General features: G+C 57.7%; 10 protein-coding genes. 4 read left to right on the forward strand and 6 right to left on the reverse strand.

Features of this window, described 5'->3' with window-relative positions; translation table 11 throughout:
• From malF to yejK, 3 genes are all read right to left on the reverse strand, one after another.
• Window positions 1–1,653: a maltose ABC transporter permease MalF gene (gene malF / locus ACTG27_RS08190; RefSeq protein ID WP_042053124.1), complete on the reverse strand. Its 1,653-nt coding sequence runs from the start codon at window positions 1,651–1,653 to the stop codon at window positions 1–3.
• Window positions 1,654–1,728: 75 nt separating this feature from the next.
• Window positions 1,729–2,910, reverse strand: coding sequence for a maltose/maltodextrin ABC transporter substrate-binding protein MalE (gene malE / locus ACTG27_RS08195; protein WP_005333871.1), 1,182 nt, complete (start codon window positions 2,908–2,910; stop codon window positions 1,729–1,731).
• A 408-nt stretch (window positions 2,911–3,318) separates the two neighbouring features.
• A complete protein-coding gene (yejK, locus tag ACTG27_RS08200) occupies window positions 3,319–4,368 on the reverse strand; it encodes a nucleoid-associated protein YejK (RefSeq protein ID WP_019445372.1) in 1,050 nt (349 codons plus the stop codon).
• Window positions 4,369–4,441: 73 nt separating this feature from the next.
• On the opposite strand from yejK, the gene ACTG27_RS08205 reads away from it, so the two are divergent.
• Complete coding sequence (locus tag ACTG27_RS08205) at window positions 4,442–4,669, forward strand: YejL family protein (protein ID WP_005333874.1); 228 nt, start codon at window positions 4,442–4,444, stop codon at window positions 4,667–4,669.
• A gap of 47 nt (window positions 4,670–4,716) precedes the next feature.
• Window positions 4,717–6,567 carry a DUF3413 domain-containing protein gene (locus ACTG27_RS08210; protein ID WP_042053125.1) on the forward strand — a complete coding sequence of 617 codons (1,851 nt, stop codon included), beginning with the start codon at window positions 4,717–4,719 and terminating at the stop codon, window positions 6,565–6,567.
• A gap of 34 nt (window positions 6,568–6,601) precedes the next feature.
• Here the strand turns inward: ACTG27_RS08210 and ACTG27_RS08215 are convergent, their stop codons facing one another.
• Together ACTG27_RS08215 and ACTG27_RS08220 are read right to left on the reverse strand one after the other, a co-directional pair.
• Entirely contained in the window at window positions 6,602–7,564 is a 963-nt protein-coding gene (locus ACTG27_RS08215; protein WP_439979475.1) for an IS1595 family transposase, read from the reverse strand.
• Window positions 7,565–7,691: 127 nt separating this feature from the next.
• Window positions 7,692–8,477 (reverse strand): MetQ/NlpA family ABC transporter substrate-binding protein, encoded by a 786-nt coding sequence (locus tag ACTG27_RS08220; protein ID WP_429076256.1) that lies wholly within the window; start codon window positions 8,475–8,477, stop codon window positions 7,692–7,694.
• A gap of 603 nt (window positions 8,478–9,080) precedes the next feature.
• Here ACTG27_RS08220 and asp point away from each other — a divergent pair.
• Window positions 9,081–10,955 carry a serine protease Asp gene (asp, locus tag ACTG27_RS08225; protein WP_439979476.1) on the forward strand — a complete coding sequence of 625 codons (1,875 nt, stop codon included), beginning with the start codon at window positions 9,081–9,083 and terminating at the stop codon, window positions 10,953–10,955.
• A gap of 18 nt (window positions 10,956–10,973) precedes the next feature.
• Window positions 10,974–11,432: a serine protease chaperone gene (locus ACTG27_RS08230; protein ID WP_107684434.1), complete on the forward strand. Its 459-nt coding sequence runs from the start codon at window positions 10,974–10,976 to the stop codon at window positions 11,430–11,432.
• Window positions 11,433–11,499: 67 nt separating this feature from the next.
• Here ACTG27_RS08230 and ppsA read toward each other — a convergent pair whose 3' ends face one another.
• Window positions 11,500–13,872: a phosphoenolpyruvate synthase gene (ppsA, locus tag ACTG27_RS08235; protein ID WP_323914963.1), complete on the reverse strand. Its 2,373-nt coding sequence runs from the start codon at window positions 13,870–13,872 to the stop codon at window positions 11,500–11,502.
• Window positions 13,873–14,167: the final 295 nt, after the last annotated feature.

Here is a 14,167-nt window from a genome sequence, read left to right on the forward strand (position 1 = left end):
TTACAGCTGCTTGTCGGCTTTGGACAATTTCAGGTTGAGCAGCGCCAGCGCACCCACGATGAGGAAGATAGCGGTGGCGATGGCACTGGCCAGACCGTAGTCCTGACCACCCGATCCCTGGAACGCAATCCGGTAGGTATAACTCACCAGCAGGTCGGTGGTACCGGCCGGGGTGCTGGCGCCGATGATGTCGGGCGCACCGTTGGTCAACAACTGGATAAGCACGAAGTTGTTGAAGTTGAAGGCGAACGAGGCAATCAACAGCGGTGTCAGCGGCTTCATCAGCAGCGGCACGGTGATCTTGAAGAAGTTCTGTACCGGGCCGGCACCGTCCATGGCGGACGCTTCATAGAGATCTTCCGGAATGGCTTTGAGCAGGCCCATGCAGAGGATCATCATGTAGGGGTAGCCGAGCCAGGTGTTGACAATCAGGATCATCACCTTGGCCAGGAAGGGGTTGGTATACCAGTCCGGTTTGATGCCAAACGCCGCTTCCAGGAACATGTTGATCTCACCGAAGTTCTGGTTGAACAACCCCTTGAACACCAGGATGGAGATAAACGCCGGAATCGCGTAGGGCAGGATCAGCATGACTCGATAGAAACCGCGCCCCTTGAGCTCTTCCCACTGCACCAGACAGGCCAGCACCATGCCGATAGCCAGGGTGAAGGCGACAGAACAGGTTGAAAAGATCACGGTCCAGATGAAGATCTGCAGGAAGGGTGACTGGATGCCCGGATCGGTGACGATGCGCGCGAAGTTCTTCCAACCGACGCTCACCACAAAGCCCGGAGCAATACCCTTGCCGACAAACTGACCCTGTTCGTCGATGTACTGATAGAAGCCGGTCTCGCCATTGGGCAGCATCAGCTCGCCATTCTGGGTATCACGCAGCAGGTTGCTGTCTTTGATCACCACGCCGGATTCGAGCTTGATACCATCAACCAAGCGGATGTATTGCTGCTTCTGGGCGGCAAACTTGCGCAGGCTGCTCAGGGTCAGGTGGGTACCGCCATCCGGCAGCACCAGATCAAGGTCACTCAGGTGAGTACGATGCTCAACAATGGCGCGGATCGGTGCGGCCTTGCTGGCCGCTTCGCCAGTGAAGGGCTGCAGCTCGACCACTTGCTGGGTGTTCTGCACACGGCCCTCGCGGGACGCCAGCTCACGGGCCTTGTTGGTCATCAGGGAAACAGGTTGGCTGATAAAGGATTGATCATCCTGTGTCAGCAGCAACTGGAACTGGCCGTTGTCGCCACCCAGCAGGGTAAAATCGAATTCACCGCCCGCCACCTTGTAGGTTTTCTTCAGGTGGTAGTCCCGCGCCTGCTCCACGGAGAGCAAGTTGGACCCCGAATAGTTGGTGAAGGCAATGCCAATGGTGTAGGCAAGAGGGAAGATGATAAACACAACCATGCCCGCAACACCCGGAAAGATGTAGCGATGGGCATAGGTCTTCTTGTTCATGAAGACATACAGACCGACGGAAACCACCACCAGATCCAGCAGCGCGAATACCCACTCGCCACTGGCGTACATCATCACGGCTGCGTAGCCGTTGAGGATGGCAACCAGGGCCGCTATGGTCCACTTAAGCCAGGTGTGCTTATCCTTCGGACCGGCATAGGACTCAACAGAAGGTACTACTTCCATGCCAATTAACCTTTATAACGCCAAGAGAGATTTGAGAGAGTGGGAGGCCATGACGGCCTCCCGGGTAGTGCGTGCTTACTGAACGATACGCTTGGCAGCGGTATCCAGAGCTTCGTCAACACCCTGACGACCGGAGGTCACGTTCTTGAGGGCAGTTTCGAAGGAAGACCAGAAACGGCTCATCTCGGGAACGGATGGCATCGGCTCGCCAGCCTGGGCGTTCAGCATGGTGGCCTTGATGTGCGGATCGGATTCCAGGGTCTTCTGGAAGGATTTCAGCGCAACGGCACCCAGCGGCTTGTCGGCGTTAACCGGCGCCAGACCGGCATCGGTCAGCAGGTAGTTTTCCAGGAACTCGATAGCCAGATCCTTGTTCGGGCTGGCGGCGTTGATGGTGGCACCCAGTACGCCAACGAAGGCTTTGGCTGGCTTGCCGTTCAGGGTCGGCAGCGGCGCTACGCCGTACTTGATGCCGCTCTTGTCCAGGTTGCTCCAGGCCCAGGGACCATTGATCATCATGGCCACTTCGCCCTTGTTGAACTTGGCGTCCATCACACCGTAGTCGATGCCTTTTTCCAGGTGACCGGACTTGATCATCTCGGAGATGTAGCCCACGCCCATCTTGGCACCTGCGTTGTTCACGCCGGTATCTTTGACGTCATAACCGGTAGCGGTTTTCTTGAAGGCGTAACCACCGTTGGCAGCCACCAGCGGATAGCTGAAATACGGGGTGTCATAAGCCCACATGATGGCGCGCTTGCCGTTTTTCTTCAGAGTCTCGTCAATCTTGGCGATCTCTTCGAAGGTTTTCGGCGGCTCGGGCAGCAGGTCCTTGTTATAAATCAGGCTGACTGCTTCCATGGCAACCGGGTAGCCATAGGTTTTGCCATCAACAGTCATGGCATCCCATGCCAGCTGTTCAAATTTGCCTTTGGTGGCAGCGTTCGGCGTTACCGGAACCAGCAAACCGGCTTTGACCCACTCACCGTAACGGTCGTGAGCCCAGAAGAAGATGTCCGGGCCGTTGCCAGTGGCGGCGGCTTGCTGGAATTTCACTTCAACCTGATCCGGGTGAGCCACAGTAACCTTGATGCCGGTTTCTGCTTCAAACTTCTTACCCACTTCAGCCAGACCGTTGTATCCCTTGTCACCGTTGATCCAGATGGTCAGCTGGCCTTCATCGATGGCAGCAGTAGCAGAGCAAGCGACGCCAAGAGTGGCCAGACCGATCAGGGATGACAGCAATTTCTTTTTCATGAGCCTTTCCTTGTATTAGTTCCGCGCTGTAAGAGCATTGTGTGCGAGATGAATATTATCCCAAGCGGCAAACGGCTCACATGACGCAACTCGCATTTTTGAAATGCAATTACGTATTTCCTTCCAGAAAGTTTTGAAAACATTTTCTTATTTCAGGGAATTACGGCCATTTATCGGCTTAATTCCAGACAACCACAGAATAATAATTACCAAAATGAAATAAAATTTCATTAGTGAAAGGGTTTTCACCTCAATGAAAACCCTTTCAGATGGTTTATTTTGTTTGATTTGTTAACAAAGTACCGCGCCAGTTTCGAGGTCTGCCCGGGCGCAATAAAAAAAGAGACCCCGCCGGGGCGGAGTCTCTTTTTGCCAGAAATGACGAGTTGATCACACTCGGGAGCATGACTACGACTGGCGCAGCAGCTGATCCTTGAGATTGGGCGGCACACCCTTGATGGTCAGGGTGTCGGTCTGGGGATCGTAAAAGATCCGGCTGTTCAACAGCTTCTGCTCAAAGCTCAGAGTCAGGCCGCCACCGGAGCCGACAAACTTGGTCAAACCACGCAGAGTAGAGCGATCCGCCGGGAAGCGCTCTTCCAGCTCATACTCCTGACCGATAAAGCTGTAAAAATCTAGATCACCGTCGCCGGGCAATTCTGCAGACAGCTCCTTGATTTCGATCTCTTCACCGGCACTCGCCTGTTCGGTGCAATATTTGAAGACCTGCTTTTTATAGTCATTGCGCTCGGTCGGTTCGAGCTGACGACTGTCGCAATAATCTTCGACCGCCTGCAGCAAGCCTTTATTTTGTACCTTGGCATCCATGCCCTCGCGGGCACCCAGCAGATCCATAAAGAAGTCGCCCAGTTTGCGACCAATGCGCCCCTTGCTGAAAGTGATATAGCGGCGCGAATCCGGTTGGGTTTTCCATTCGGTCAAATCAATGCGGGCCACCAGATTGAGTTTGCCGATATCCAGATACTGGATATGGCGCAATTCCAGCGCTTCGCTGACGGTGACGCTCTCCTTGCCCTCCAGCAGAGCAATCAGCAGATAATCGACCCCGACGTAGTTATATTTGGCAAACAGCAGCACCCCCTGCTCATCGAGGGCGTGCTCCACCAGCTGCTTGACCAGCATCTGGGTCACAGTGACCGAGAAGGGAACGAATTCGGTCTGCTCGGCGAGCAGCTGTTCGAGGGCGATACGAAACGCGGGTGAAGGCTGCTTGGGAGCCTCTTCACCGTCGGCCAGCTCGGCGACGGCGGCCTCGGGGTCGGCAAAGAAGCCAAAGCCCTTGCCGCCCTTGCCGTTGTAGATCCGATGCAGTTCCGCCATCAGTCCCTGTACCGCCTCATCAGGGGGCAGGGTCTGGCTGCGGGTATCGGCGTGGGGTTGACCATCGCCGCCCTGGCGCAAGGAGTGAAGAATGATCTTGTCGATATCGAGACTCATGTCACAAAGCCATAGTGTTAGCCGAAAGGGTGAAGTATTATAAGGCGCTTTGAACCGAGATGAACTGAAGATTATGCCTATCGTATCAAAGTACAATAACGAGCAATTTGACGCCCTGATGAACGACCTGATCACCGCGCTGGAAAAGCATAAAGCGCCGGTAGATCTCAGCCTTATGGTGCTTGGCAATCTGACCACCAATATCATCAACGGTATGGCACCGGCCCAACGCCAGGCCATCACTGAAAAGTTTGTCCAGGCCCTGACCGCATCGGTCGATAATCGCCACGACGCACACTGAGTCCCCGACTCTGTTGATTTGACGTTTCTCAACGCAGATGGATCACTATGGTCGAAACCGGTAACCCCTATCGTGATAATGTCTCTCGCCTGATCACCTGGGGGCATTGGTTCTCCTTCTTCAACATTATTCTGGCCATGCTCATCGCCACCCGTTATCTGGGTGCCATCAGCTGGCCATCGACCACGCTTGGCGTGATCTATCTCGTTGTAAGCTGGATTGGCCACTTCTCGTTTTTGAGTTTTGTCACCTACCTGTTGACGATCTTCCCGCTCAGCTTCGTGCTGCCCAAGGAGAAGTCGTTGCGGTTCATCTCGGCCATCATCGCTACCCTGGCGCTGGTGTTGCTGCTGATCGACACCCAGGTATTCCGGCTGTTCAAGTTCCACCTCAACAGTCAGGTATGGCAGTTGCTGCTGGATCAGGCGCAGACCGAAGAGGGCTCAATCTGGAGCATCATCTTCGTTGCCGTGCCCACCATCTTCCTGCTGCAACTGCTGCTGTCGGCCTATGTCTGGCGCAAGATCAACAAGCGCAAGCGCCGCCAGTACGGCAATCAGGTGGGGCTGGCCCTGCTGATCTGCTTTATTCTGACCCACGTGGTCAACAGCTGGGCGGATGCGACCCTCTATCAGCCGATCACCATGCAGAGAGCCAACTTCCCCCTCTCCTACCCCATGACGGCCCGCTCCTTCCTGGCCAAACATGGCTGGCTGGATCTGGATCAGTACGAGAAGCAGGCTGCTTCCCAGGGGGATAACAGCGACAGCCGGATGCACTATCCGCTGCGCCCGCTCAACGTCAACGCCCCCCTGACTCACAACAATCTGCTGATTGTGGTGGTCGATTCGCTGCGCTTTGACATGCTCAACAACATCAACATGCCCAATCTGCAGCGCTATGCGGATCAGCATCTGACGTTCCGCAATCACCTGAGTGGCGGCAACGACGACCTGATGGGCATGTTCAGCCTCTTCTACGGGTTGCCCGGTCACTACTACAAGGACATCAGCAGCGACAAACGTCCGCCGGTGCTGTTCGACGAGATGCTGCGCCAGGATTACCAGTTCGGGCTGTTCGGCGCGATGGAAGATGCCCAGAAGTATCGCAAGAGCATCCTCGCCGGTCTGCGCAAACAGGTGTTTGTCTCCGAACAGAGTGACGATGGCAAGCTGCTGACCGACTGGCAACAGTGGCTGGAGAAGCGCTCTCCCGAGCGTCCCTGGTTCTCGCTGGTCTATCTCTCGAGCCCCGGCGACTACCAGTTGCCCGCCACCATGAAGGGGCCGTTCCAGCCGGAGCTTGCCAACTTCAATCCGGCGACCGCCTATCGGGCGGAGAACCTGCAAAAACTGGAGAACCGCTACAAGAACTCGGTCTTCTATACCGACCAGTTGCTTGAGCAGATGCTGACCAAATTGCAGTCGCAGGGGATGGACAGCAACACCATCGTCGTCATCACCTCCAACCACGGTCAGGAGTTCAACGACACCCGCAGCAACAGCTGGGGCGCAGGCAGCAACTACTCACCCTATCAGGTGCAGGTACCGCTGGTACTGGCCTGGCCGGGGCGCGGCAGTGACGTTCGGGAACAACCTAGCAGCCATTTCGATCTGGCGCCGACCCTGATGCAGGGGATGCTGGGCGTGCGCAATCCGGCGCGCGATTACAGCGTTGGCCGCTCGCTGTTTGATACCAGCCCGCGCAACTGGCTGCTGGCCGGGGATCAGAACGACTTCGCCATCTATGAAGGGGAGACCATCACCCACTTCAACAAGCAGGGTGACTTCGAACTGCTGGAGCGCAACAGCTATCGCCCGATCAAGCACGGCACACCGGATATGGGCGCCATGATCCAGGTGATGAACGAGCTGAACCGCTTCTATCGCAACCAGTGAAGCGCCCGTTGATGGCTTGATACCATAAAAAAGGCTATGTCCCAATTACGTGTTGCATGGGGCGCCTCAGCGCCTCATGTAAACATGCTTTGATATTTACGCCTTTTCCGTAACGCTCCAGCATCCTGCGCCAACCCAGGTAGTGCTTCAGGTAGTGCGTCGCCACGCCATGGAACCGCTCCATCCACTCTTTCAACCGATGGTGATACCCGTTTACGTGCTGGATGTGATACGCACCGACCACCCGTTCGCCTTGACGATTGCGCACCACCTGATGGGTTATACCCTGTTCCTTGCTGAAACAGGCATACACACCCGCCCCATCGCTACACAGCACCGCATCCGGTGACACCAACGGCTTCAACACCGCGATGACCGTCTCGGCATCTATTTTCTCCAACTGGAAATCCGCATGGTGGCCTGCACGGTCTTGTACCACCATCACCGGGATGTAATCTGGCCCGGTTCCACGAGTTTGACCTTTACCACCGCGATGACGTGGTGGACGCGGCAGTCCCCGCTGCCCCTTGAACGATTCAAGGAAGAAGGTCTCATCAACCTCAACGATGCCCTCTTCCCGGGTGGCCTGATGGGTTGCCATCGCGCGCAAGAAGCGGTGACGCCAGAGAAACGCGGTGTTTTTGCTGATCCCACAGCGCCGCGCGGCCTGGCGGACAGTCAGTCCCTCGATGAGGGCTTGCGCGTAGTCTTCCCAGTACTGTGCTTTACGCAATCTGGCCAAGGGCGTCTTGGTCAGAACGGTGCTGGTGCGCAGACACAGTTTGCAACGGTAACGGCGCAGTCCCCGACTCCATCCCCAAGGCGCCAGCTGGGTGACATCAGCCTGACAATGTGGGCAGCCACTGCATGCCGGTAACTGAGTATTGAGCGAGGTAATTGTGTGGGGTGCAGTGAGCTCCTGCTGAGCAACACGGCGCTGGCGCAGGGTTAACTGGGGAAAAAGGGACAACAGGTGTTGAAAGGCTGGGGTATCCATGATGGTAGACCTCAAGGTGATGGCCTACTTCAAGATTAGCCTTTCAACACGTAATTGGGACAGAGCCATAAAAAACGCCTCGAATTCGGGGCGTTTTTCGTTGTATAGCCGGCCACGTTCACGACAGTTAGCCACCCCACCCTTGCGGGTACTTGTAGCCGACGAAACGCTTGGCTGCATAGGCTTTGAAAGCCGCCGAGTTGTAGGCCGCCGCCACATCTTTGGCAAACGGCTGATCCGCATCTGCGCTTTTCACCACCACCCAGTTGATAAAATCGTAGCTGCGCTCCAGAAACAGTCCTTCACTGAACGGGATACCGCTGGAGGCAGCAAAATTACCGTTGATCACCGAGAAGTCCACATCCTCCCGCGAGCGGGGCAACTGCGCCGCCTCCAGCAACACCAGCTTGAGATTGTGCGGATTGTTCACCACATCAAACTCGCTTGCTTTTAGCGGGTTTATCCCCTCCTTGAGAGTGAGCCAACCAAGATCCTGCAGCATCAACAGAGCCCGCGCCTGATTGGTGGGATCGTTGGGGATGGCCACCGTGCTCCCCTCTTTCACCTTGTCGAGTGCTGCCAACTTGCCGGAATAGAGTCCCATCGGACCGGTTGGCACCTGGGTAATGGGCACCAGCGACAAGCCGCGATCTTTGGCAAAACTCTCCAGATAGGGTTTGTGCTGGAAGCAGTTCACATCCAGTGATCCGTCAGCCAGAGCAATATTGGGAGTCACATAGTCGGTGAACTCCACCAGCTTGACCTTGTACCCCTTGGCCTCCAGCTGCGGCTTGATGGAGTCGGTCACCATGTCGGCAAAATCCCCCACCGTAGTACCAATCACGATCTCCTGTTTGGTCGGCAAGGACGCATCGGCGGCAACCGCGGAAAAAGAGAGGCTCCCGACCGCCATCGCGGCAATAAAGGTGCTGGCGCCAGCAGTGGCGCGCAAGGAAGCAGTCAAAGGAGAAGATAAGAAGGAACGAAACGGCATAGGGACTCCCTGTCAGGTACGCATCAAGCTATGGGACTGCGGCGGGGTGGCTCTCAGAGATTAACCCCCTCAAACCGCAGCAATCTAGCCATCCAAACGGCTATTTTAATTACCATAACAGAGCCATCCACCGCCGCCAAGCAATAAACCGCTGGTTCCACCTCATCACCCTTGCTGTCACCCCCGAATGCATAGCTGTACTCACGTTGGCACACACAACCATGCCGCTCACGTTCAAGAGCGCACGAGCTCCCCTCGGGATTGCCCCGAATCGAGATGGCTGCGGCGAAGGAGAGCCGCGAGAGGAGTGAATTACAGATAAAAAGATCAGTAGTGAGCGGTGAGAACCATTCTCAATAAAACACATAACCAGCGCCATTGGAATACCTACCATAAACCAGATCGGATTTCTTTGAACCGCATTGCGTTTTTTGAAAATGGCTCTTTTTGAACCCCTACCACCCGTGTATAGATTTCCGTCGCACTCAGGATGGTGCGATCCAAGATGGAGTTAAAAAAATAATGAAGCAAACATCGTTAGCACTGGCGATCACAGCACTGCTGTCGACCCTGCCCAGTGCGCTCGTTCAGGCAAATGAAGGTTGTGCGCCGCTCACCGGCAAGGAGAGCGGCATGGATATCGGACGCAGCAGCACCGAGCGCTGCCTGCCAGGAGCCAATCCCCTGCAGGATCAGCAGTGGTATCTGCTCAACAGTGGCCAGGATGGATTCAGCGCCCGTGGCGGTATAGCGGGCAATGATCTCAACCTCTGGTGGGCTCATCGCACCGGCGTGCTGGGCCAGGGAGTCAATGTGGCCGTGGTGGATGATGGTCTGGCCATCGCCCACCCGGACCTGGCGGACAACGTGCGTCCGGGTTCGAAAAACGTGGTGACCGGCAGCGATGACCCGACACCGACCGATCCGGATACGGCCCACGGCACCTCGGTCTCCGGCATCATTGCGGCGGTAGACAACGTCATCGGGACCAAGGGGATTGCCCCGCGAGCTCAGCTGCAGGGGTTCAACCTGCTGGATGACAACAGCCAGCAGTTGCAGAAAGATTGGCTCTACGCCCTTGGCGACAGCGATGCCAGCCGCGACAACCGGGTGTTCAACCAGAGCTACGGCATGAGTGTGGTGGATCCCCGCTCTGCCAACTCTCTGGATCAATCCCAGCTTGATCGTCTGTTTGAACAGCAGACCCTCAAGGCGCAGGGCGCGGCCTATATAAAGGCCGCCGGCAACGGCTTCAACAAAATAGCGGCGGGCGGCTATGTGCTTAACCGCACCGGCAATGGCCCCAAATTGCCGTTTGAAAACAGCAACCTCGATCCCTCCAACAGCAACTTCTGGAACCTGGTGGTAAGCGCGCTCAACGCCGATGGCGTCAGATCCTCCTACTCCAGCGTCGGCAGCAACATCTTCCTGAGCGCGACCGGCGGCGAGTACGGTACCGACGCTCCGGCGATGGTGACCACGGATCTGCCCGGCTGCGACATGGGTTACAACCGCACCGACGATCCCAGCACCAACCGGCTGCACGGCAACCCGCAACTGGATGCCAGTTGCGACTACAACGGCGTGATGAACGGCACCTCCTCCGCCACCCCCAGCACCTCCGGCGCCATGGCGCTGCTGATGTCCGCCTACCCGGATCTGTCGGTACGTGACCTGCGGGATCTGCTGGCGCGCAGCGCAACCCGGGTCGATGCCACACAGAAACCTGTGATGGTCAGCTACACCAGCAGCACCGGCAAGGTGCGCGATGTGAAAGGGCTGGAAGGGTGGGAGCGCAATGCCGCCGGCATGTGGTTCAACCCGACTTACGGTTTCGGTCTGATCGACGTCAACAAGGCGCTTGAGCTGGTAGCCAATCACCAGCCCCTCCCCCCGCTGGTACAGCTGCCATGGCAGAAGATCAATGTCAGCGGCAGTGCCGCCGCCATTGCGGATGTGGGCAACAGCCCGACCAGCTCAACAACCCGCATCGCGACACCATTGACGGTAGAAGCGGTTCAGGTGATGGTGAGTCTGGATCATCAGCGTCTGCCCGATCTGCTGATCGAACTGGTCTCCCCCGCCGGCACCCGCAGCATCCTGCTGAGCCCCTTCAACAGCCTAGTCGGCCAATCTCTCGACCAGCAGCAACTGGGCTTTGTGCGAACCAAGGGATTGCGCGACATGCGGATGCTATCCAACAAGTTCTACGGCGAATCGGCGCAAGGCACATGGCGACTGGAAGTGACCGACGTTGCCAACGGTACCCGTCAGGTCTCTCTGCTCAATCGCGAGACCCGTGAGCGTACCACCCTGACCGAGCGCAACAATCGCCAACCGGGCAAGCTGATCTCATGGTCCCTGCGGGTCCTGGGTCACGATGCCAACCGCAGCTAACACGCTAGGAGTATTACCATGAACAAACCTGTTACCTTGCTTCTGGCAACCCTGCTGGCCCCCCTCTCGGGACAGCTCTGCGCCGAGGAGTCCGTCACCATGGATGGCAAGCAGTACAGCACCATAGAGGTGAACGGCCAGACCTACCTCATTCCTGACAACGGCAGCAAGAAGCGGGTCGCCCGCAGCCTTGACAGCAAGGTCCCGCAACAGACCCTGCGCCGCGGTGACGTGTTGATGCAAGGGGCCGCCAGCCCCGAGCTCACCGTCAGCGGCACCCTGCTGGTGGAAGCTGACGATGCCACCGCCAAGGCGCTGGCGACTCGCCACGGCTTGAACTTCAAGCAGAGCAGCGGCGGCATAGCCCTGCTGGAGGCCAAATCGGGCACCGATCTCAACGCCATCGCCACCAAGCTCAAGAGCGAAGGGGTGAATGTGCAGATCGAGCTGTCGGGGGCCGAACAGCAGCCGAAATAGGTCGCGACAGACAAATAACAAAGGGGGCCATCATGGCCCCCTTTCTGCTGCTCATTTTGACAGTGACTTACTTGGCGCCATGCTGCTCCGCCAGATAGAGCCAGGTATCGACCACGGTATCGGGGTTGAGCGACACCGAGTCGATCCCCTGCTCCACCAGCCAGGCAGCGAAGTCCGGGTGATCGGATGGGCCCTGACCGCAGATCCCCACGTACTTGCCCGCCTTGCGCGCAGCCTGAATAGCCATCGCCAGCAGCGCCTTGACCGCCTCGTTACGCTCGTCGAACAGATGGGCGATGAGCCCGGAATCCCGATCCAGCCCAAGGGTGAGCTGGGTCATGTCGTTGGAACCGATGGAGAAGCCATCCACGTGCTCGAGGAACTTGTCTGCCAAGAGGGCGTTGCTCGGGATCTCGCACATCATGATCACCTTGAGCCCCCGCTCGCCGCGGCGCAGACCGTTCTCGGCCAGGATGTCGATCACCTGCTCCGCCTCGCCCACGGTACGCACGAAGGGGATCATCACCTCGACGTTGGTCAACCCCATCACATCGCGCACCCGCTTGATCGCCTCGCACTCGAGGGCAAAGCAGGGGCGGAAGCTGTCGGCAATGTAGCGGGACGCACCACGAAAACCGATCATCGGGTTCTCCTCGTGGGGCTCGTAGCCACGACCGCCCACCAGATTGGCGTACTCGTTGGACTTGAAGTCCGACATCCGCACGATCACCCGCTCCGGCCAGAACGCGGCCCCCAGAGTGGCGATCCCCTCGGTCAGCTTGGCCACGTAGAACTCCCACGGGCTGTCGTAACCGGCGATCATCTTGCCGATGGTGGCCTTGAGCTCTGGGGTTTGCTGGTCAAACTCCAGCAGCGCCTTGGGGTGCACCCCGATCATCCGGTTGATGATGAATTCAAGGCGTGCCAGTCCTACCCCGGCATTGGGCAACTGGGCAAAGTCGAAAGCGCGGTCCGGGTTGCCGACGTTCATCATGATCTTGATGGGCAGGCGCGGCATATTGCCCACCTCGGTCACCGCCACGTCGAAGTCCAGCTCGCCGTCATAGATAAAACCGGTATCCCCTTCCGCGCAGGAGACGGTGATCCGCTGGCCCGGCTGAATATGATCGGTAGCGTTGCCACAGCCCACCACTGCCGGAATGCCCAGCTCGCGGGCGATAATGGCGGCGTGACAGGTGCGCCCCCCCCGGTTGGTGACGATGGCGGAGGCCCGCTTCATGATGGGCTCCCAGTCCGGGTCGGTCATGTCGGTCACCAGCACATCGCCGGGCTGCACTTCGTCCATCTGGCTGATGGAAGAGATGACCCGCGCCGGGCCCGCGCCAATCTTGTGGCCGATGGCTCGTCCCTCGATCAGCACCTTGCCCGCTTGCTTGAGGGCAAAACGCTCGAGGGTGTTGGCCTCCTGACGGCTGCGCACGGTTTCCGGGCGGGCCTGCACGATGTAGAGTTGGCCATCCTGACCATCCTTGGCCCACTCGATGTCCATCGGGCGGCCATAGTGCTGCTCGATGATGAGGGCCTGTTTCGCCAGCGCCATCACCTCCTCATCGCTGATGCAGAAGCGGCTGCGCTCGGCCTCATTGGTGTCGACAATCTTCACCTGGCGGCCGTGACCGGCATCGTCCGAGTAGGTCATCTTGATAAGCTTGGAGCCGAGGGTCTTGCGCACCACCGCCGGGCGCCCCCCCTTGAGGGTCGGCTTGTGCACATAGAATTCATCCGGGTTGACCGCGCCCTGCACCACCATCTCGCCAAGACCATGGGCGCCGGTGATAAAGACCACGTCGTTGAAACCGGACTCGGTATCCAGAGTAAACATGACGCCGGAGGCGGCGAGATCGGAACGCACCATCCGCTGAACCCCGGCCGAGAGGGCAACACCCTTGTGGTCGTAGCCCTGATGCACCCGATAGGAGATAGCGCGATCGTTGAACAGGGAAGCAAACACATGCTTGACCGCCGTCATGACGGCATCGATGCCACGTACGTTGAGGAAGGTCTCCTGCTGACCGGCAAAGGAGGCGTCCGGCATATCCTCGGCGGTGGCGGAGGAGCGCACCGCAAACGAGGCTTCGACACCGGCACTCAACTTTTCATGGGCAACCCGGATAGCCTGCTCCAGCTCGGGCTGGAACGGGGCGTCGATCACCCAGTCGCGGATCTGCTGACCGGCCCGGTTGAGGGCGGCGATATCGTCCACGTCGAGATTGTCGAGCAGATGGTGGATCTTGCCGTTGAGGCCGCTTGACTCCAGAAACTCGTTAAACGCAAAGGCGGTGGTGGCAAAGCCCCCCGGCACGGATACGCCGGCGCCAGAGAGGTTGCTGATCATCTCGCCAAGGGATGCGTTCTTGCCGCCAACTCGTTCTACGTCCTGCATTCCGAGTTGTTCGTACCAGAGCACGTACTGTTGCACTTGGATGTCTCCAGGTTGGTGGGCACCGATGCCATAGCACCTCGTGCGCCCGATTTAATCGATGAGGTTATGGGTAAGTCAGGTGCGTTCTTGTCTGTTTCTTTTGTTGCCAACGACCATGAAAACGTTTTCTATTGGTTTTCAAAAAAATCCCCGAGCAAGAGGTGGGGATGGTCGAATGACCGGAACATTCTACAATGGCGACACAAAAAGATAACGATTCAGGTTTGCAAGCCACTTCACAACTTGGGCACAGCAGACCGGTTGACAAAACTGGTATGGTTTCGGGAGATAC

Source organism: Aeromonas sp. 97A (genome assembly GCF_051919185.1).
GTDB classification, from domain to species: domain Bacteria; phylum Pseudomonadota; class Gammaproteobacteria; order Enterobacterales; family Aeromonadaceae; genus Aeromonas; species Aeromonas veronii.

Excerpts from the sequence above, each read along its gene's own strand:
- malF (WP_042053124.1), bottom strand. The coding sequence starts at position 1,653 with ATGGAAGTAGTACCTTCTGTTGAGTCCTATGCCGGTCCGAAGGATAAG.
- malE (WP_005333871.1), bottom strand. The coding sequence starts at position 2,910 with ATGAAAAAGAAATTGCTGTCATCCCTGATCGGTCTGGCCACTCTTGGC.
- yejK (WP_019445372.1), bottom strand. The coding sequence starts at position 4,368 with ATGAGTCTCGATATCGACAAGATCATTCTTCACTCCTTGCGCCAGGGC.
- ACTG27_RS08205 (WP_005333874.1), top strand. The coding sequence starts at position 4,442 with ATGCCTATCGTATCAAAGTACAATAACGAGCAATTTGACGCCCTGATG.
- ACTG27_RS08210 (WP_042053125.1), top strand. The coding sequence starts at position 4,717 with ATGGTCGAAACCGGTAACCCCTATCGTGATAATGTCTCTCGCCTGATC.
- ACTG27_RS08215 (WP_439979475.1), bottom strand. The coding sequence starts at position 7,564 with ATGGATACCCCAGCCTTTCAACACCTGTTGTCCCTTTTTCCCCAGTTA.
- ACTG27_RS08220 (WP_429076256.1), bottom strand. The coding sequence starts at position 8,477 with ATGGCGGTCGGGAGCCTCTCTTTTTCCGCGGTTGCCGCCGATGCGTCC.
- asp (WP_439979476.1), top strand. The coding sequence starts at position 9,081 with ATGAAGCAAACATCGTTAGCACTGGCGATCACAGCACTGCTGTCGACC.
- ACTG27_RS08230 (WP_107684434.1), top strand. The coding sequence starts at position 10,974 with ATGAACAAACCTGTTACCTTGCTTCTGGCAACCCTGCTGGCCCCCCTC.